Raw genomic sequence first — 19,329 nt, 5'->3', positions numbered from 1 at the left:
CACCCCTCCTTGCCTGGGTTGTGTTGGTGTAACAAGGTTAAGGGGATACAGTCAACTCATCTTATGTTAGGTCAAGGGCGTTGGTTCAGTTTTATCAAAAAAATGGGCAGTGAATTACAATTTGAATGAATAATCGCTATGTAGGAAACGGAGTAAACTCTAGTCGTCAATTTGGACTTAGTCTCTTATAAGCATACCTATTTATCATTTTCCTATAATCATTATTTTCAGTATCCCTTTAAAAACAAGCGTGCCTTTGCTGCTGATAAAAACATCGGCGCAAAGGCTGCTTGTTTGTCTGTCTGTGGGTTAGCGATGATTCATGCGGTTCATCATGCCATCGTTGTTATTACGATTCATGATGCCATCATCAAGCATGCCGTCACGGTGATTCGAGTTCATCGCATTGGTTGGGAAAATACGTTCAACCATAGATTGGAACGTGTTAATCATGCCGCTAACCGGTTTGCCGTTACGGATATCTGTGGCATAACTCTCCACATGTTGTACAAATTCCGGGTTAGCAGACACGTATACATTCTCGACGTTAGGTGCAAATTGTTTGATTTTCGCCGAGATTTTAGATTTAATCTCTTCGGATGTGTTGTCATCCGTGCTGTCAATACGCGATGTTTCACTCTTCATCCCGTAGTGGCCTTCGGTCATTGTACGTGCATGGCCATTGCCACTGTTAGTCAAACCACGCATCATGCCGTAAGATCCGGTTCCCATGGTTCCATAGATGCTGCGGTCATTGCCCATGTGGCTGCGGTCCGTAGCTGCATCCGTGTTCAATCCCGGAGCTATGCCGCTGGTGCTGTATGGAGACATGGTTCCATTACCACCATGTACACGCAACCCGCCCATATCCTGGTTGTAGCTTTCTGTGCGCATTGTACCGTTTGCACGGTTACGCAAAGTGCTGTTTGCTTTGCTTTTGCTTTCCAATTTGCCAGTGTGACCATCTGTCAAACGGACTGCAACATAAGCGTTACGATCGGTCAGCATGACATGTGCTGACTTCACTTCCTTCATTTCTGAGATACGTTTGGCCAGCTCGTCACTTGATTTCAGGTCAGTGACGTTATGCGTCCGATAACTTTTCGCACGAATTCCATCCATCCCATTGGACTCAACACCATAACGGTTAATGCCTTTCACTTCATGACGAACACTTTGGGTGTGCAGATTGTTATCTTTTGTACTTGTTCCACAACCCGTCAATCCGGCCATTACGAAGATTGCAGTAGACAAAGATAAGCTGATTGCTGTCGCCTTTTTGGCTGCTGGCATGTCTCATCCTCCAATTATGTTGGTTTTGGTCACAAGGATAGGATGCTCTTCTGTACGGAGCGATATGCTGAAAGGATATGGAACATTAGACTCCTTTATCTGGGCTCAATGGGTTCTCTTCCACATAAAAAAGCGATGCTTGCACAAAGTGCAGCACCGCTCTGTATAACCGCGTATTTCCTGTTCAAGTGTGAACCTTCATTATCATGTTGAAGGAGCCATTCACTTATTTGGATGTGGAGGAGGAATTCGCATCAGCATCATCTCCACTCGAAGAAGAGGTTGCATCTGATTCTGATTTTTGGATCGAATTCGGGAATTGCTCTGCTTCCTTCAGACTAGCTGCATCCATTGAATAAGCCCACTGTCCGTCCGGCGTGACTACCCAGATCTGATCGGGTTCCGACGGAACAGTAAGCCCACGGTACACATCCGTAACAGCTTCTCCATTAACCGTCTGCTCAACAGATAAAGTAAAGCGTGGCACGGTGCCTTTCAGTTCAGAGGCTTTGCGCACATCGTCAGCTGTGGACAGGTTTTTAATTTTGCCAATCAGCGATACAGCATCGGTAGCTTCAACCGCTTCACCATTAAGCTTCCATGACTGCTCTGCCGCACCTTCCTCAGAGGAAGATTTGAGCATCCAGGTGGCTGCTTCGCCTTCCCATTCCAGCGTAGTGACATTGGTTTCATCCAGATTAAACGGAGTGGTGTCCAGCAGATCCTGCCGTGATTTTTCTATATTACTTATGGATTCCGTCTGTACGGCTACGACAGGCCCGGAGTTTACACGTACATAACGAGCGTCATCTGCTGGCAGCTTGCCACCGATGCTCAATTTGATTTCACGGTTATCCTTCAGTTGGATATCCAGCAGCGTTGCATCTGAACCCAATCCATACTTGTCGAGATCCTTCGGCTCTTCTTCTACAACCAGCTCCTGATCTGCACCACTTAAGGCATCAAGCCAGCTGCTAACCGTATACCCATTCAGAGGATATGCCTTGGGTTCAACCATGCTCCATACGCCATTTTTTAGTTCCAATTGTGAAGATGAGGGTTTTGACGCACCTGATGTGTCTGTACTGTTGTCATGAATCGTGATGGACTGTATATCGGCAGACTTAATTCCAAGTAACTTGACCTTTTCCGCTTCCTCTTCACGAAAATAATTTTGACTGGCCGCATAGACCCACCCGATAATCAAGACCAATAAGACTAGAATCGTTGGGATCCATTTTTTCATACGCGTCTGCGCCTCCACCATAAGAGTACACCTATCATAACAAAGATGAGCGGGAATGCGACAATGGCCACAAAGAAAATGGTTCTGGCTTGTTCACCGTCCAGGTACGCCGTTTGATAACCGGATTGCACCCGTGGCCGGATCGTTACTCCATCTTCTTTTTCACTTAAATAATTGACGGTATTCAAAATAAAGTCACGATTGCCGCCATTCGAAATTTCCGAATCCTGCATGAAAATGGATGAACCCAAGATAACAGCCTTCGGTTTACCATCTGTTGTATCTGCCGCATATCCAAGCTCCACAGGACCTTGTACATCCTGATCCGGATCGTTGGTTGTTTCGTTTTGCAATAAACCTGCAATGTTCGTCTCGCCATAACTGTCATCCGATGAATGAATGAGCGGCGACAACGTGTATTTATCCTGCTCTTTGCTCGTCAGAGCAATGGACAGGGATAACATGGGGTACAGTTTGCTTTCTGATAGTTTATCCGTAATGGCATGTGTGCCATACTCCGGCACGATCCAAAGTGGGCCCATTGTGCTGGCCTGCTGATTATCCACCATGACTGCATGCTCATCAACCACGCCATAATCCGTCATGAGTGCATCGATATTTTTCCAAGTCAATTTCATGTCTTCGTGAAAACCGAGGGATAACAGCAATTTTCCTCCGTTACTGAGATAAGTCCGAATAGCCTTCAGTTCAGTATCACTAATATCCCGCTGTGGTCCAATAATCGCCAACACATCCGCATCTTCCGGAACCTGACCTGCCTGATTGAGCTGAAGTTCCTCTGTCGTGATATTATTCTGTTCCAGAGATGAGCGCAGCGTAGTCAGTTGATCCAGCCCAAGCTCCTCATGTCCTGTCAGGAAGACCATCTTGTGCATCTCTGTTGAAGACAGGTTCATTAGGGCTTGTGTCAATTTTTCCTCACCTGTGAACTGGTACGATCCATCGCTTCCATCCCCGACAGCCGTGAACAGACTGGCGATATCAATGACTTTATGCTGATCACCCTGCTCTAATACAATGGAGCTGCCTGTGATGCCATATTTGGAGGCCAGCGTAGGCTCCTGCGTCAGATTGTATTGCTTCATCGTCAGTTTGCTGTTGCGTTTCGTATATTCCTGAACCATATCCGATACTTCGCGGTTCAAGACCGTATTATTCGCATTTTCAACGGTTAACACCAGAATGTTGACGTCTTCTTTTACGTTTTTGATCGCGGTAAGAGACTGATCTGACAAGGTGTATTGTTTATTCGAGGTCAGATCCAGTTGGAAGCCGCCAAGCGAATTCAGAAACAGGGTCAGCAAAATAAAGATGCCAACCACCGCTACAGACAGCACGGTACTGTTGGTATGACTCAACCATTTTTTCATCTTCTCACCTCCACCGCTTCCGTTCCACAATTTGAATGCTTAACAGCAGAAACACACCTGAGAGCGTCACGTAATACAATATATCTGGGCCACTGAGTACACCCTTCGTGAAGCTGTCAAACCGGTTCGTCAGCGCAAACGGGTCCAGCCATTGCTGTAACGTAGATCCGGAATTGCCTGCAAATGAATCAAGCATCCACAATACGAGCAAAATAATAAAACCGGCTACCGCAGACACCATCTGGTGCTGAGATAACGTGGAAGCAAACAGTCCAATTGCCATCATGGTGCCGCCCAGGAAAAAGAGACCCAGTGCAGACAACCATACGGATGTCAGATCCAGTTCACCAAAGAAGGACATAATAAACGGGTAAACGAGACTGCACAGAATAAGTACAACAAGAATGGCGAGGGACGCCAAATATTTACCGAAAATAATCTCGGTCACCCGTGCAGGAGAAGTCAACAACAGTTCGTCCGTTCCCTGCCGGAATTCCTCTGCGACCAGTCGCATCGTCAGCAACGGCACCACAAACAGCAGCATGGATAACGTGTCTCCCAGCACCAGGCGATAATCCACAATACTTGGCTGGTAATACACAAAGCTGGAATAGAACAGCAAACTTGTCATCAGTACATATACGGCAAACGCGAAATACGACGTCGGTGACAGGAAGTATGCCTGCAGTTCTTTATGGCAAACCGCCATCATTCGTCTCATTTGGAACCCTCCCCTGTATGGGAATCAGATGGAGCGCTCTCGGACTTAGTCGACTGCTTCTGATCTGAAGTGGTGTCCGAATTGGCCTCTTCATCTGTCGCCTGATTGGCGATCTGCACTTTATCAGTTTCAGTCTCCAGCGTTGCCAGTTCCGCTTCGGATTCCGTTTCCGTTGTGGTCAGCTTCAGGAAAATCTGTTCCAGACTGAGATTTTCTTTTTTCATCTCCAGGATCGGCAAGCCTGCACCAGACAAAAGGTAGAACAGCTCTTCCCGGAAATCTTCGGAAGATTCACCCGTAAGTAGCATTTTGACCGTATCAGCAGAACCCGTGGATGCCTGTCCATCTGCTGCATGAATGACTTCGCTCCGTACCTTCTCCCATGGTGTCAGCACATTATGTAATTGCTGCTCTGTTGCCTTCACTTCGATGGACACCTTGAACTGGTCTCCCATCGCTGAGCCAAAATGCTGCGGTGAACCGTCCAATACGAGCTGTCCCTGATTAATAATCAACATGCGATTACAAAGCGCGCTCACTTCCGGCAAAATATGTGTACTGAGCAGCACTGTATGGTTCTCACCCAGTTCACGGATCAAATCCCGTATCTCCATAATCTGATTTGGATCGAGTCCTGAAGTCGGCTCATCCAGCACGAGCAGATCCGGTTTGTGAATAATGGCTCCAGCCAGACCCAGACGCTGCTTGTATCCTTTGGACAGTCCGCGAACCAGTTGCTTTTCGCGACCTTGAAGACCCAGCCTGCTCACCATCTCACTGATCCGCAGTTTCACTTCACGTGTCGGGACATCCCTCAGATTAGCGACGAATTTCAGATACGACTGTACCGTCATATCCGGATAAAGCGGCGGTGTCTCTGGCAGATAACCGATCTTGGAACGGACGCTCCTGCCCTGATCGTGCACCGATATGCCATCCACTGCAATGGAGCCTTCTGTTGGATGCAAATAGCCCGTAATCATTCGCATCGTTGTCGTTTTCCCGGCACCGTTCGGTCCCAAAAATCCAACAATCTCTCCGCGCTCCATTGTGAAATCCAGTTGATGTACGCCGCGCCGTCCATCAAATACTTTGCTTACCTGTTTCACTTCGAGCACATCATTCATCCTTTCCCGTTAAAATACCCGTGTGCCATCATCGCTTTCTTCAGATGGTCAACACGGGAAGTTCCTTGTATCTTACGTGCTGTATCCTAAATGCAGCTTAAAGTCACTTAAAAGAGAGCTTAAAAATATGTGTCTAAAATGTGAACAACACTTCATTCACCCACACCCTGCACTCTGGGGCAACGTACCTTACAATACAGGAGCATGAGCACCTGCACAAAAGTCAGAGGGTGAACCGTGTGAAAGTACTATTCACATTTTTTGTTCCAAGCGGCGGTGTGGATACTTTAAACCGATTGCGTACAGCCGTTCTGCAACGCCATGGCATCGAAGCGCATGTGTTGTATCTGTACCCTGGCTCGGGAATGCAGAACAATACCAGCACGCCGGTCTTCACCGCTTCCAGTGATGAGGAAATTCACAGTTTGATTCATCATCATCGTTATGATGCCATTATTGTTACCTCCGATATTGCCATGCCTGGCAGATTAAGAGCCCTCGGGTATACAGGACGCATTATCTATGAAGCACAGGGACTTGGGACGCGTGAACAGGCTTTGGAAACTATTCAGATGGGGATACCTTATCTGCAAGCCAACTGTAATGCGGCGGTCATACCTCCAACGGACCATTTACTGGAACTGTTCATTCATATGTGTCCATGGCTTCATCGGTTTGTCATTCCCAATATGCTGGATACCAATACCTTTGCCCCAATATCGGTGGACACCCCTCCCTATCCGGTACTTGCATGGGTGGGAAGGCTTGAACACAACAAAAACTGGCGGGAGTATTTGATGATATCCAGCGAAATTATTAAACAAATTCCGGAAGCCAGACTATGGTTGTTCCACGATCCCACCTTGGCTAATCCAAAAGATGAGGTGATGTTCCGGCACATGCTCGCAGAATATGGGCTTGAGGATCGGATTGGCATCTTTATCAATGTCCCTCATTCCGAGATGCCTACTTTTTACTCCATGATTGCAGCTTCCGGAGGGATTATGCTGTCCACATCCCTGCTTGAAGGCTTTGGATACGCCGTTGCTGAAGCCATCAGCTGCGGCTGCCCGGTACTCAGTACAGATTCGGATGGCGTACGTTCCTTTATTACACATAACAGAACGGGAAAATTCTATCCGATTGGCAACGTAAACACCGCTGTAGCTGAAGCCGTAGACCTTATGAGCAACAAAGAGCTGCGGGAATATATCCGTATTCAAGGCAGACAGCATATGGCCATCTCCTTCTCACCTGACCGATACGCCATTTCATTCCGAGAAATGATGACAGCCCTGAGCATTTTCTTTTAAACAAAACAAAAAGGCAGTTCAGAAAGATGCTCTGAACTGCCTTAAAATTAAATTCATGAAATCAGCTTATAAGAATTAATGTCCCATCATCATTGCAGGATCAGGTTGATCCCCTGTTTGAAGGGAGTCTTCCTCCATCCGTTTGGGTTTGCGCAGGATCAGACTGAGCAGACATCCAAACAAGGCAATGCACGCTGCAAGGAAGAAGGTGTCGTTAAAACCAGCCACTAATCCATTCACCACACCTGCAGCATCAGTAGCTCCGGCAGTATTGCTTGCAATATGGGAGGTCAAGAAACCTGTCAGACCTGCAACTGCAAAGGACACTACCACTTGTTGTGCAGCAGCAGTAAGCGGGGTAACCCGACCTACCAGCTTACGTGGAGCAGCATTCAGTACATGCGTATTGAGTGGCATCATGGAGAAGCCCATACCCAATCCCATCATGACAAGGCTAAGAATGATCAGACCAAGCCCCGTTTCCGCCGTAATCGATGACAGAATAAACAGTGCACCTGAGATGATTCCCAGACCCACGAAAGCCAGTGGTCTTGCACCAATTTTATCAAATAAACGTCCACCAAGTGGCATACCCACACCGGAAGCCAGCGCCTGCGGGAGCAGAATGAGTCCTGTTTCCAGTGCAGTGTAGCCTTTAATTTGTTGCAGATAAAGCGGAATCAATATCATCGCCCCGAACAAAGCGACTTGTGACACCCATGCCAGAATGATACCCCGTGTGAAATCAGATGATTTGAACACCCGAAGTTCCAACAGCGGATTTTTGTGACGAAGCTCCACGATAACGAACAGGATCAGCGCCACACCTCCGACAATCACACCTGTCAGTGTTGTTGCAGACGTCCAGCTTGTTCCGCCTTCACTTACACCGTATGCGAGCATCGAGAATGCAATTGGTGCCAGAATCATACCAACCAGATCAAGCGCAGGCGTGCGTCCACGATCCGTATCCGGCAGGAATTTGATACATAGAATAAAAGCGGCAATACCAATCGGCAGATTGATCAGGAAGATCCAATGCCAGCTGAGTGATTCAATGAACCAACCCGATAAAACCGGACCCAGCGCAGGGGCCAACAGCATCGGAATCCCGAGCATACCCATGATAGAGCCTCTTCTTTCGGGAGGAGCCAGACGGAACACCATCGCCATACCAATTGGCGCAACCATGCCTCCGCCAAGTCCCTGGATGATGCGGTAAACAATCAATTGTTCAGGAGATTGTGCGATCGAACATAAGACCGAACCCAGAGTAAACATCGCAATCGTGAACAGAAATACTCTTTTGGCACCGAATCGGTCGGTCAACCATCCGGCCAGCGGAATGACGGCTGACAAAGCCAACGTATATCCTGTAACCGTCCATTGAATGGTCTTCAGATCGGTCTCAAAATATTGAACCAGATTCGGAATCGCCACGTTAACCACCGTGCTGTCCAAGATGACCATAATCATCCCGACGATAATAGCCAGTAGCGGCAGAATAATCGTTTTAATCGAAAACTCCGCCGGGGCCTGGGGCACTGCTGTTTGTTGTTTCACTCTCTCCACTCTCTTTTCCGGCCTGGAGGCATTATCTTTATATGCGCCTCTCCATCGGCCTTATATTCACGACGTTTCAAACTTTTGTTTTAAACCGTCGTTTTAAACTCTTGTTTAAGCATAGGTTAATTCTAATGAAAATACCTTTGCTGTCAAGCTATTTTTTTATTAAATAACGGATCATGTATGTATGCCAAAAAATGGACCAGGTCTTCTCCTGCTCCATCCCTTTGGTTTATCGATACTCATTATGGTGAACTTTGCTAATCTGCCAGCTTGATCATCTGATGCTCCGAAAGTATACCCAGAGTCTGGCCTTGGTCGCTTCTGCAGTACATGCGAATAACCAGATGATTTGGTGAAAAACTGTTGCTAATGATACGCAGTTCGCACGGATCGGATGAGACCGCCAGATTATGAATAATGTAGTTTTCCGTATCCGGCCCCATTCGTAAAAGGTAGCGATATAGCTCCCCGCGGGTGTGACTAACCCCTCCGACAAATATATCCACATCGTCATTGCCCACAAATGCCAATTCAATGTCCATATATCTCACCGGAACAACGGTTTGCAGCAGTTTCTCGTGAATCTCCAGCAAATATACGGCCATGTGTATCCCTCCTATAGAGCAGAGTTGACCCTCTCTCTAGATATGTTATGCCTTCTCTCGTCCATTGCTATTTGCAATCACCCATTTTATCCAATTCAGCGGAAATGCCCACCCTTTCGTCTGCCTTTTTTCATAGACTAACTGGATAGAAGATCGGCCTGTGCAGGCCGTGACAAGGGGGTACCTATGAAAGTTCTGCTCGTGACCTATTGGGAGCTTACACAGATGGGTGGAATATGGACATATGTGAAGCAGCTGGCTGACAGGCTGATGGCTCTTGGTGTAGAGGTGGATATTATGGGCACCAACGGAGCCAAAAATGAAGTTTACATTCGCAATCTCAATCGTTCCTTCTCTAAGGATAAGGTATGGCCCATGCTTCAAGCCAAGCTTAATCCCACGGTTTTTCCAGATTTTACTACCAACGCTCTCGTGGCTTATTACGAATTGAACCGCTACGCCTTCGAGATGGCTGCTGCTTATCTGGGCGTTGATCATTACGACATCATCCATGCACAAGATCCGGTGGCTGCCGTCGCAATGAAACGTATATTGAATCGCTACACACCGCTTGTGACCAGTTACCATGGGGCTCTTGCCCGCGAAACCTTTTATGACGCCCAAACCTCCAATCCGCAGCTGAGCTTACCCGCCTACTTGCAAACCAAGCAAGGTCGCTACTTTCTCTCATTGGAAGAGCGAAGCGCTGAACAATCTGAGCTTATACTGGTGTCCAGCCATTGGATTAAGAGCACACTTACGGACCTCCATGTTCCCGAGTCCAAATTTCGAATCATTCCTTATGCTGTGGATATTCCAACCTACCGTGCCCAAGCAGCAGTCAAGTTCCGTCAGCGCAAGCCAGCGGGTAAAAAAGTGATCGCCTTTACGGGCAGACTGGAGCACATCAAAGGGGTGCATATTCTGGTCAAAGCGCTCTCCAGCCTGAAGAAGACCCGCTCAGATTGGATCTGCTGGATTGCTGGGGAAGGAAATCTGATGGAGGATCTGCGCTCCCAAGCCAATGATCTTGGCGTAGGTAATGACATCGTTTTCTGGGGTAAACTCGACAACATCCCTTCATTCCTCCGCCATGCTGACATTTATGTGCAGCCCAGCTTGCAGGATACGCAGCCTTTCTCGGTCACCGAGGCTCAGCTCGCCGGATTGCCTGTCATTGTAAGCGGTACGGCGGGCATGCCTGAGATGGTGCAGCCTGAACATACCGGTTGGGTTGTGCCACCCCAGGATGCAGAATCCCTGAGCGCACTATTAAATGCTCTTCTGCAGGATAATGCCACCCGTGCAAAGGTAGGAGCGGCAGCCAGAGCATGGGCTGAACAACATCGATCACTGGAGGAGATGGGATTGCGCACGCTGCATGTCTACCAGGAAGCCATTCAGATGGGAGGTCAGAGGACATGACTTTGCTTGTACCCAGTGATTTGTATAATCGTTGGTTCTCCACCCCTGTGTCAACGTCTCATATCGAAGTAGATTACGCTGTAATGAATGAATTAATCAAGAAGCTGCCCAAAGGGTACGTTTTCCCTGATCCGACAACTATGCACATTCTCACTTCTGAGAAAAATTAGAGTCAGGTAACTTTACAATCAGGAACAAACAAGAGGATATTCGTTCATGCCGCACCATCACTTAACGGCAACCGAATATCCTCTTATTCTTGCGGTTCACTATCTAGCATTCGTGCTTCCACAACTTTTAGCCTCTACTTCCAGTAACCACCAACCTGCAGCAGATTGAGTAGTACGGGCCGATGCTTCGCTTGAACAAGTTCCATCTCTGTTTTCAGTGCCTCAAAGTGTTTCTTGGTTCCCATCGATTCATGAACCCGATAACACATCAGAGGCTCATTGTAATAGAACAGCTCATAGAGCGGAAACAGTCTCAGCCACATCTCATAGTCATGCGTGTAGCGAAACTCGGTGTCAAACATGCCAAACTTTCGAAATGCATCCATCTCAAGCATCACAGTGCAACCGTTGATTGGACAACCTTCGATCAGCACCTGAAGCATTTCCAGACGACTCCCTACTTCTGGTCTGACGGTGTCCATCCATTCGCTGTTCGCATCTACATAATGATAGGCCCCGTGACAGAAAGATGCCTTGACGTCAAGCATGAACTTCAGTTGCTTCTCCACCCGGTCCAGCAACATCACATCGTCGGAGCTGAGCCAGACAAAGTAATCACCTGTCGCCTGTTTGATTCCCTCGTTTAACGCGGTTGCCGTGCCACCATTCTCTTTACGAATATAGCGGATGCGATCCATGAATGGTTGCAGCCGCTCCACATGCTTCGTAGAGCCGTCATCCACCACAATGACCTCAATATGCGGATACGTCTGGTGAATGGCGCTGTGAACAGCCTGCTCGATGTACGCGCAATTATAAAAAGGAATGACAATTGTTACTTTTGGCTCCATTCGGTCCTCCCCTTTCTCCGCGTGAGTAATACCATTCTCCCTATTATATGAGGATAGATCTATTAGGTATCAGGCATCTGTTGCATAGCAGAGCATTAATTACGCACATGAGCCTTTTGCATAAATCCAAAGCGCGGCTTTCAATCAGTAAGGTATAGATCGAAATGCATATAAATAAAGAGGGCGTTATTCGGCCAGCTTACGACCTCCATAACCCCCACCAACGTTCTTTATCCTCCCATGGCAGCAATCCGCTGCAACAAAGGCTCCCGATATCTGGACCATACCATGGAGGCCTCCCGGCCGATGATATCCGAATGGCGCACCGTCCCCATTTCCCCGTGCCGTCGATATGCCGTAAGCGATTCGTTCAGATATGGAAAACGATGTCCACTTAGCAGAATACGCATCCATAAATCCAGATCATGCGTATAAGGCAACAGTTCATCGAACAGACCCACCGCACTGAACAGGTCCCTATGGATCATCACGGTACAGCCGTTCACCGGATTGCCGTTTACGAAGAGTCGCAGCCAATCCGGTTCGGCCAACGGTTCTGCTCCTCCGTTCAGCTTGGTCACCGCAGAATGCTCATTAATGTAATTAAAGTTGGTATGTGAGATGAGCACATTCTCCCGTTGCATAAATTCAACCTGATGACGAATCTTATCCGGATATAAGAGATCATCCGAGCTCAGCCAGGCGATATAGTCCCCGGAGGCATGACGGATGCCGTGATTCAGAGCCGTAGCTGTGCCGCCGTTGCTTTTGCCAAGAACATAGATGTATGGAAGATAAGGCTGAAGCAGTTCCTCATGCCGGGTAGAGCCATCGTTGACGATAATGATCTCCACATCGGTATATGTCTGGTTCAGTGCACTCTGGATCGCTTGAGGTACATAGGGACAATTGTAAAACGGAATGACAATCGACACGCTTGGATTCATTCAGTCGACCTCCCCTGCTGGGTACGAACATCACTCAGAATGTCCTGAAGAGATTGAGTAAACGGAATCAGCGGCTGCCAGCCCAACTTGCGCAGTGCCGAGAACTCCTCCTGATCTCCAGCCCCGTCCGGACCGGAAGAAGCTCCGTCCCAGCGTACAGGCACCTCCGCTTCGGTCATGGCTAGCAGCGTATCCGCAATCTCTCCCAGGCTGCGCTCCGTGCCCGATACAACCGGATAAACGTTACCCGTTGTACCTTGAACTAGCAGGGTTGCATAGGCCCGGACCGCATCCCGCACATCTAGAAAATCACGGGTATTATCCCGGCCGGATAGACGAAAGGCCTCCGTCTTACCTTCCTGTTCACAGGCAACAATATGACGTGCCAGCAGCGAACATATGCCCTTTGAAGGGCCTGCCCCAATCAGATTTCCCGGCTCGGCCAGCATAATCTGCTGTCCAAAGAGAGACATCCATGACAGAGATACCATTTCCTCTAATGCTTTGCTGAGACTGTACGGGTGCGGAGGCTGCGGTGACCGACCAGGTTCAGGAGTATACTTTAATCGGGAACCCACAATAACGGTCCGTGCCGCCGGACAGCTTCTTAGCGCATCCAGCAAATACAGAACAGCCATCACATTGGTCTCTAGTACAAGCAGCGGATCGGACCAGGAATCGGGCACGGAATTTTTGCCTGCAAGATGCAACACATAATCCGGTTTTACCTCTTCAATCAGATGACGGACTTGCTGTTTATCGTTAAGATCACAGACATGTACAGCCACGCCATCGCCAAACGAATGTATACCTGCCCGCCTGACCACCGCTGCAACCGCCGCACCGACTGCCTCAAAATAATCAACCGCATGGCGTCCAGTGAAGCCAGAAGCACCCGTGATCAGTACCTTTTTGCCTGTTAGCTCTGCTCCATCCATAATGCCAACTCCTTCAGCATCGTAGAATAATCCGGAAGGTCTGTCTTCACATCCTCACGTGTGGAAACTAACGTGCGGTCCTGCACAACGCTATCATCGGGTACGATAACAACATCCTGTTTATCCCATATCTGCTTGAACAGTACAAGCAGATCATGCTTGCTGACAGGCAACGGATGAGCCAGATGGATTAGACCACTGACCGGAGATGCCAGGTAATGATCTACCCATTTGGCCAGTTCAAGGGTGGTCACCCCATTCCAGAAGACACGTGTATATCCGCCAATCTCGCCTGTGCAGGACATGAACCAATGCATCAGACCGATGCCGCCTTTCCGAATTTCAGGTCCTATAATGGACGTACGGATCGTCAGATGCCCAGCATCTAGGACTTCCCCCAGTGCTTTTGTGATTGCATAGGCAGACGTTCCATCGGTAACATCATCCTCCCGGTACGCCCCACGGTCCCCACTAAACACACAATCTGTACTGATGTGAATCAGACGTGCACCGATCGTGTCAGCAATCCGCCGCAAACGATGCGGCAGAAACCCGTTAATATGATAAGCGGTAATTTTATCTTCATCCGCAATGCTGTTCAAAACACCTACCGCATTAACGATGACATCCGGATGCACCGCCTCCACCAGACGGTCGACCATAAAGCTGTCGTTTACATCCAGCAGCAGACCGTTAGGGTCTGATACATCCCGTGTCGTGTAGAAGACACTATGCAAGCCTTGACGGCGGAAATAGTCGACCAAGACATGGCCGGCCATTCCGTTTCCCCCAAGTATCAGCAGTTTCATGACAGGAATCCTCCGCGTTGCAGAATTTCACGAATCTCTTCTTTGGTCATCAGTTGATGCTCGGAACTGAAGCTGCTGAAGGAGACCGGAGGACAGTTCGTGTAGTGCTCTTTCAACCCTGGAATACCCAGTGTAGGCAAAATCACTAAGTATTGCTCATCGTAGATAACGGTTGTCATGCTCTCGAATTCACTCATCAAAATTTCGTGAATCTTCTCACCAGGTCGGGTGCCGCGTTCCACAATGGATACATTCTCCATGCCTGAATCCTCAATCAGCACTTCTGCCAGATCTACGATTTTGCATGTCGGCATCGTCATGACAAAAATCTCGCCGCCAACGCTTTCCACCGATGCTTTGAACAGCAATGTGATCGCGTCTTTCAGGGTGAGAAAAAATCGAGTCATTTTCATATCCGTGATGGAGACTTGACCTTTGGATCGAATCTGATTCTTGAATAAGTGCACGACACTGCCGTTCGTTCCGAGTACATTACCACCACGTACAGTGACAAACCGCGTATTGCTATGCAGCAGATTGGCATATACGATTAACTTCTCGCCGATCGCCTTCGTCATGCCATAGAAATTGGATGGATTGGCGGCCTTGTCGGTCGAAATATAAATGACCTTTTCCACCTGATTTTCAATGGCAGCTTCGATGACATTCTGTGTGCCGATCACATTGGTTTTGAGTGCTTCATAAGGTTGGTCTTCACACACCGGCACATGCTTGAGCGCTGCGAGATGAAACACATAATCCACATGCTGACAGGCAACGGTTAAGGCATCCTTGTCTCGAATATCACCGATGCGAAAATGAAGACGCGGGTCCTCAAATTCACGACTCATCGCCACTTGGCTGGACTCATTCCGGGAGTAAACGATAATCTCCTTGGGCTGCTGGGGCAGCAGTTGAGCCACAAGTTCATAACCCCATGATCCCGTACCGCCAGTCACGAGTATACGCTTATTTTCAAACATGCATTTTCCCTCCAAGCAGAAATTTGACCACTTTACTGGATACATCGGTTGCTTTGTAGCCTTGTGGACAATCCCAGTCGTTTGAAATTTCGGTCATTACTTTCACACAGCCCGCAATACGCTCCGCATCCAGACCTGAGACCACGTTGCTGCCGCAATCCACCGTCTCCGGTCTTTCTGTCGTGCGACGCATGGTTACCGTAGGCACACCCATAATGCAGCACTCCTCCTGTACGGTACCGCTGTCCGTAAGTGCACAGCGTGCATGTCGCTCCAGCATCACGAAGTCGAAAAAACCGAATGGTTCGTGAAATTCCACCAGCGGGTGCATCTCCAGTTGCAGATGCTCGGCGATTCGAATAGCCGTTCGAGGGTGAATGCTGCATATGACTCGCATGGCATGTTCTTCAGCGACCTGGTTCAAGCCTTTCATGATCTCCAGCAAATGAGGAGGATGGTCGACGTTCTCCGCCCGATGGGCCGTAACCAAAAAATATTGCCCGGACTTCAGCTTCAATTTTTTCAGTATTTTGCTGGAACTTACCTGTGCGTCATAGTGACGCATCACTTCATAGATCGGGTTGCCTGTCAGCACAATTCGGCGACTAGGCACCCCTTCGCTAACCAGATGTTTCTTACTCTGTTCGGTATACGGCATATTAATGGTGGAAATGGCGTCGATAACCCTGCGATTTTTCTCCTCGGGCACATCCAGATCAAAGCATCGATTGCCTGCTTCCATATGAATGACGGGTATGCCCATCCGTTCAGCCAGAACAGCACATAAAGCACTGTTCGTATCACCGAGCAGCAGCACTTTATCGGGTTTTTCCTGATGTAATAAATCTTCCATTTGCGTAAACATCGACGATAACTGTCGGCCCAACGAGGCCGCTTCATCCTGAAGCACATAGTCCGGAGCCCGTAGGCCCATTTCCTTAAAGAAAAGACCGCTGAGACTTTCCGTGAAGTTCTGTCCCGTGTGTACCAGAATATGTTTGGACGCGTACTGGTCCAGCTTGGAAATGATCAGGCTGAGCCGTATAATTTCAGGTCGCGTACCCAGCACCGTCATGATCTTCATCGCAATCCCTGCCTTCATCGTCTATTGGATAATTTCCGGCGAACCCGGCTTCGTTTGGCTTTGCCAGGCGCACGTTTGCGAACAGTCGGCTGCCCCACGCGCACACGTTGTTTCTTCTTTTTGCTTGCCTTCAGCTTCCTCCCGCCTGTTCCCGTTCCTCGTTTCATTCGGTCACGAACCCCGTTGCGGTGGGTTGAATGCGGGTAACGACTTCGTCCCGTTCTGTGGCTTGAGCGAGGTTCTGTTTCTTCATGAACAGGCTGACCAATGGCAAGTGGAGGCAAGGGCGAGAGTGGCAATGCCTGAATTACAGTCAATGGGAACAATCGTGCCCGAACCGAAGTAGGTTCCAGAATCAGCACGGTTCGCAAACGGCCCTCACCCCATGCGTACACTGGACCATTCGGAGGCTGAATGTACGGAAACCATCCGGGAAAACGCATCAACCACTGTGTCACCATCGTATGCAGCTTTGCCCTGTAGGTTTCAATACCGTACAGCTTTTCCGCTTCTGTCCGATTACGCCAACCGGTGTCGGAGGCCAGTTCAGGATCATTTAGCAGGGTTGTTGCCAAAGTGACAAGCGCCTGGGAATCCCCGGCCGGAGCCAAAAATGCACCACTGCCTACCGATTCCAGCAATTCCTTGAGCCCGCCTTGGGCAAAAGCAATAACCGGTTTGGCAAAATAAAGCCCCTCCAGCGCGGTCATGCCGAAGCCTTCTTTGACCATGCTCGGAATGACAATCATATCCATAGCCGTATAAGCGAGAGATACGCTCTCTTCAAACGGCGTAAAGGTAAATCTGCGATAATAACCGGATTTTTTCACCCGGGATACACACTCGTCATAGTACTTTTTGTCCGCTGACGTACCAATGATCCAGAAACGGCAACGCGGATGGGTTTCACACAATTGCAGAGCCATATCCACAAAAGGTTTCAGACCTTTGGCATCATATATGAAGGAAGAGATGTAACCGATACAGTTCTGCGATGACTTGAGACCAAGCTCTTTACGTTTGCGTTCCCTCAAGTGAACCCATCGCTCAGGGTCCGGCAAAGCCGGGTCCCAGGTTGGGGAGATCACGGTCAATTTGGCACTCATGCCGGCTTGTTTGAATGTCGCTACCGCACTTTCGGATATGCCTATGATCCAATCCGAGTAACGCCCTATCATCTGTACAGCTTCGTTTGTATGTTCATTCAACTGAATAATTTCGGTAATCTTCCAGATCACCGGAATTTGCAGAGACTTCGCTGCTACGGCCGGCATCACATTGACACAGGTATTTGTTAACACCAGATCAGGTGCAGTCTCCCGGATAAGGGAGACCACGTCCTGATAAGCCGGTTTATGGCGAAGCTGTTCTGCATCTGTTGCAATCCCCCGGTAAGGTGTGTACACACCGTGAAGCATCGGCAGGAAGCATACTTTGACCTGAATATCGAATCTCCGCGCAAGTCCGGCAAGCTTTCCTTCCTGAGGAACCACGAGCACACAATCGAAGATGGAGGCCATCTCCCTCATAAAATGAAGCAACAGCTTCTCCGCACCCGTAATGCTGCGGGTGTTGCACACATGGGAAAATAACATGAGTTTGGGTTTAGTCGCCATGGCCGCACGGACCCTGAATACGAATATCCAGGGTTCTGTGCACACCTCCTTTCGGCAGGATTAAGGGAATATGATGCTTAACATTTCATTGATTCTTTTGCCGTACGTGTGATCCTTCAATGTCCGCTCCAGCCCTCGAAGGGCAATTTCACGGCGCTCTTTCTCATGAGTGAGATAGTATTCGACCTTATCGAGCAGCTCCTGAGGGGAAGAGTAGGTCTCAATTTCCACACCCGGTTTATAGAAACGTGCCAGGTCATCCCGCGCATCGGTCAATTGAAGAGTTGTGGAAGCCGCAATTTCAAATGTTCTCGGATTCGGGGAGGCGGGTAGAATTTTAACATGGTTGTTGTTAACGGAATCATCTTCGTGAGAGCGGTGAAGGTTAATGACAATTTTGGTGCCGTTATAGACATCGTTCGTTTCCTGCGGACTCATCCAGCGACCCAGTTCGATCTTCTCACCGTAAGCAGCATAGTCAGGCAGGCGGTCCCACCAGATGCCATTAAATACGGTATTATGCGACATCAGCTGTGCCATGATTGGATTGAAGAAATACACCCGGTTCCAGTAGGCCGAACCGATAAAGCTGACATCCCGGTGCAAGGGTGATGGGGTCGTAATTGGAAAGTAATGATTGGTAAAAGCTGCAAAAGGCAGGTAGTGAACGGAAGGACAGCCGTTTTGTCGATACAATTCGACACAGTTCAGTTCCAATGTGAACACATGGTCGAAATGCCTTACTGACTCCAGCGTCATATCCGTATAGTACGGATCATCCGTTAGCCAAATTGCCGTCTGAATGCCTGCTTGACGAATCGTATCCAGATGTTCCAGCGGAATATCCATGCCATCCAGCACAAGCACCAGGTCAGGGCGTGTTTGCAATGCAATTTCGGATACAGGCTGACGTGGATCGGAAAGCGTTACCTGCGCAACCATGCCCTGCAATGTTGCCATAATGGCTTCGTCCAGTGGGGAGTACGGGAATCCTTTACCTGAGGATACGTACAGCACGTGCAGCTGCCGGAAAGGCAGTGGTTCCTGTGCACAATTGACAATATAGTTGGCACGGCCGCGCAAATATCCTTCTTCCTTGCCCGCATCATATCCGGCATGTTGCCCATTTTTACGTGCTTGGTCAGCCAGACTGAGCACTGGTGCATGAGACTTTCTCGTTTTACGGTGTTTGAGAGTCATACCGCCACTCCTTTTATTTTTGGGATAGTGTTCTCTATGCT

At 48.7% G+C, this 19,329-nt stretch carries 18 protein-coding genes; 3 read left to right on the top strand and 15 right to left on the bottom strand.

What is annotated here, in order from left to right:
* Positions 1 to 309: 309 nt before the first annotated feature.
* From BMW94_RS23020 to BMW94_RS23000, 5 genes are all read right to left on the bottom strand, one after another.
* Positions 310 to 1,293, bottom strand: coding sequence for a YhcN/YlaJ family sporulation lipoprotein (locus tag BMW94_RS23020; RefSeq protein WP_091001194.1), 984 nt, complete (start codon positions 1,291 to 1,293; stop codon positions 310 to 312).
* Between the two features lie 226 nt (positions 1,294 to 1,519).
* Positions 1,520 to 2,539 carry a DUF4340 domain-containing protein gene (locus BMW94_RS23015; protein ID WP_175480822.1) on the bottom strand — a complete coding sequence of 340 codons (1,020 nt, stop codon included), beginning with the start codon at positions 2,537 to 2,539 and terminating at the stop codon, positions 1,520 to 1,522.
* Positions 2,536 to 3,930, bottom strand: coding sequence for a GldG family protein (locus tag BMW94_RS23010; protein ID WP_091001192.1), 1,395 nt, complete (start codon positions 3,928 to 3,930; stop codon positions 2,536 to 2,538). The genes BMW94_RS23015 and BMW94_RS23010 overlap by 4 nt, the downstream gene beginning before the upstream one ends.
* A 4-nt stretch (positions 3,931 to 3,934) precedes the next feature.
* A complete protein-coding gene (locus BMW94_RS23005; protein ID WP_091001191.1) occupies positions 3,935 to 4,651 on the bottom strand; it encodes an ABC transporter permease subunit in 717 nt (238 codons plus the stop codon).
* Complete coding sequence (locus tag BMW94_RS23000) at positions 4,648 to 5,778, bottom strand: ABC transporter ATP-binding protein (protein WP_091001190.1); 1,131 nt, start codon at positions 5,776 to 5,778, stop codon at positions 4,648 to 4,650. The genes BMW94_RS23005 and BMW94_RS23000 overlap by 4 nt, the downstream gene beginning before the upstream one ends.
* Positions 5,779 to 6,017: 239 nt before the next feature.
* On the opposite strand from BMW94_RS23000, the gene BMW94_RS22995 reads away from it, so the two are divergent.
* Complete coding sequence (locus BMW94_RS22995) at positions 6,018 to 7,091, top strand: glycosyltransferase family 4 protein (RefSeq protein WP_175480821.1); 1,074 nt, start codon at positions 6,018 to 6,020, stop codon at positions 7,089 to 7,091.
* Positions 7,092 to 7,166: 75 nt separating this feature from the next.
* On the opposite strand, the gene BMW94_RS22990 is transcribed toward BMW94_RS22995, so the two are convergent.
* A complete protein-coding gene (locus BMW94_RS22990; RefSeq protein ID WP_091001189.1) occupies positions 7,167 to 8,654 on the bottom strand; it encodes a DHA2 family efflux MFS transporter permease subunit in 1,488 nt (495 codons plus the stop codon).
* Between the two features lie 263 nt (positions 8,655 to 8,917).
* Entirely contained in the window at positions 8,918 to 9,265 is a 348-nt protein-coding gene (locus BMW94_RS22985) for a hypothetical protein (protein WP_091001188.1), read from the bottom strand.
* Positions 9,266 to 9,451: 186 nt separating this feature from the next.
* On the opposite strand from BMW94_RS22985, the gene BMW94_RS22980 reads away from it, so the two are divergent.
* Both BMW94_RS22980 and BMW94_RS30630 read left to right on the top strand, forming a co-directional pair.
* Entirely contained in the window at positions 9,452 to 10,690 is a 1,239-nt protein-coding gene (locus BMW94_RS22980) for a glycosyltransferase family 4 protein (RefSeq protein WP_091001187.1), read from the top strand.
* A complete protein-coding gene (locus BMW94_RS30630) occupies positions 10,687 to 10,860 on the top strand; it encodes a hypothetical protein (RefSeq protein ID WP_175480820.1) in 174 nt (57 codons plus the stop codon). Before BMW94_RS22980 ends, BMW94_RS30630 begins: the two co-directional genes overlap by 4 nt.
* Before the next feature lie 134 nt (positions 10,861 to 10,994).
* On the opposite strand, the gene BMW94_RS22975 is transcribed toward BMW94_RS30630, so the two are convergent.
* From BMW94_RS22975 to BMW94_RS22940, 8 genes are all read right to left on the bottom strand, one after another.
* Entirely contained in the window at positions 10,995 to 11,711 is a 717-nt protein-coding gene (locus tag BMW94_RS22975; protein ID WP_091001186.1) for a glycosyltransferase, read from the bottom strand.
* A 230-nt stretch (positions 11,712 to 11,941) separates the two neighbouring features.
* Entirely contained in the window at positions 11,942 to 12,658 is a 717-nt protein-coding gene (locus BMW94_RS22970) for a glycosyltransferase (protein ID WP_091001185.1), read from the bottom strand.
* The gene (locus tag BMW94_RS22965; RefSeq protein ID WP_091001184.1) at positions 12,655 to 13,596 is read right to left on the bottom strand and encodes an NAD-dependent epimerase/dehydratase family protein; all 942 of its coding nucleotides are present in this window, start codon (positions 13,594 to 13,596) and stop codon (positions 12,655 to 12,657) included. Before BMW94_RS22965 ends, BMW94_RS22970 begins: the two co-directional genes overlap by 4 nt.
* A complete protein-coding gene (locus BMW94_RS22960; RefSeq protein ID WP_091001183.1) occupies positions 13,578 to 14,405 on the bottom strand; it encodes a dTDP-4-dehydrorhamnose reductase family protein in 828 nt (275 codons plus the stop codon). Before BMW94_RS22960 ends, BMW94_RS22965 begins: the two co-directional genes overlap by 19 nt.
* Positions 14,402 to 15,388 carry a polysaccharide biosynthesis protein gene (locus BMW94_RS22955; protein ID WP_091001182.1) on the bottom strand — a complete coding sequence of 329 codons (987 nt, stop codon included), beginning with the start codon at positions 15,386 to 15,388 and terminating at the stop codon, positions 14,402 to 14,404. Before BMW94_RS22955 ends, BMW94_RS22960 begins: the two co-directional genes overlap by 4 nt.
* Positions 15,381 to 16,472, bottom strand: a complete 1,092-nt coding sequence (gene wecB, locus BMW94_RS22950) for a non-hydrolyzing UDP-N-acetylglucosamine 2-epimerase (RefSeq protein ID WP_091001228.1) — start codon at positions 16,470 to 16,472, stop codon at positions 15,381 to 15,383. The genes BMW94_RS22955 and wecB overlap by 8 nt, the downstream gene beginning before the upstream one ends.
* A 14-nt stretch (positions 16,473 to 16,486) precedes the next feature.
* The gene (locus BMW94_RS22945; RefSeq protein ID WP_091001181.1) at positions 16,487 to 18,088 is read right to left on the bottom strand and encodes a glycosyltransferase family 4 protein; all 1,602 of its coding nucleotides are present in this window, start codon (positions 18,086 to 18,088) and stop codon (positions 16,487 to 16,489) included.
* Positions 18,089 to 18,148: 60 nt separating this feature from the next.
* Positions 18,149 to 19,288 carry a CgeB family protein gene (locus tag BMW94_RS22940; protein WP_254790331.1) on the bottom strand — a complete coding sequence of 380 codons (1,140 nt, stop codon included), beginning with the start codon at positions 19,286 to 19,288 and terminating at the stop codon, positions 18,149 to 18,151.
* Between the last annotated feature and the right edge of the window lie 41 nt (positions 19,289 to 19,329).

The sequence above is a fragment of the Paenibacillus sp. OK003 genome, from assembly GCF_900109515.1.
GTDB lineage: Bacteria > Bacillota > Bacilli > Paenibacillales > Paenibacillaceae > Paenibacillus > Paenibacillus marchantiae.
The sequence above is the reverse complement of the archived record's forward strand: the minus strand, read 5'-3'. Positions and strand labels throughout refer to the sequence as shown.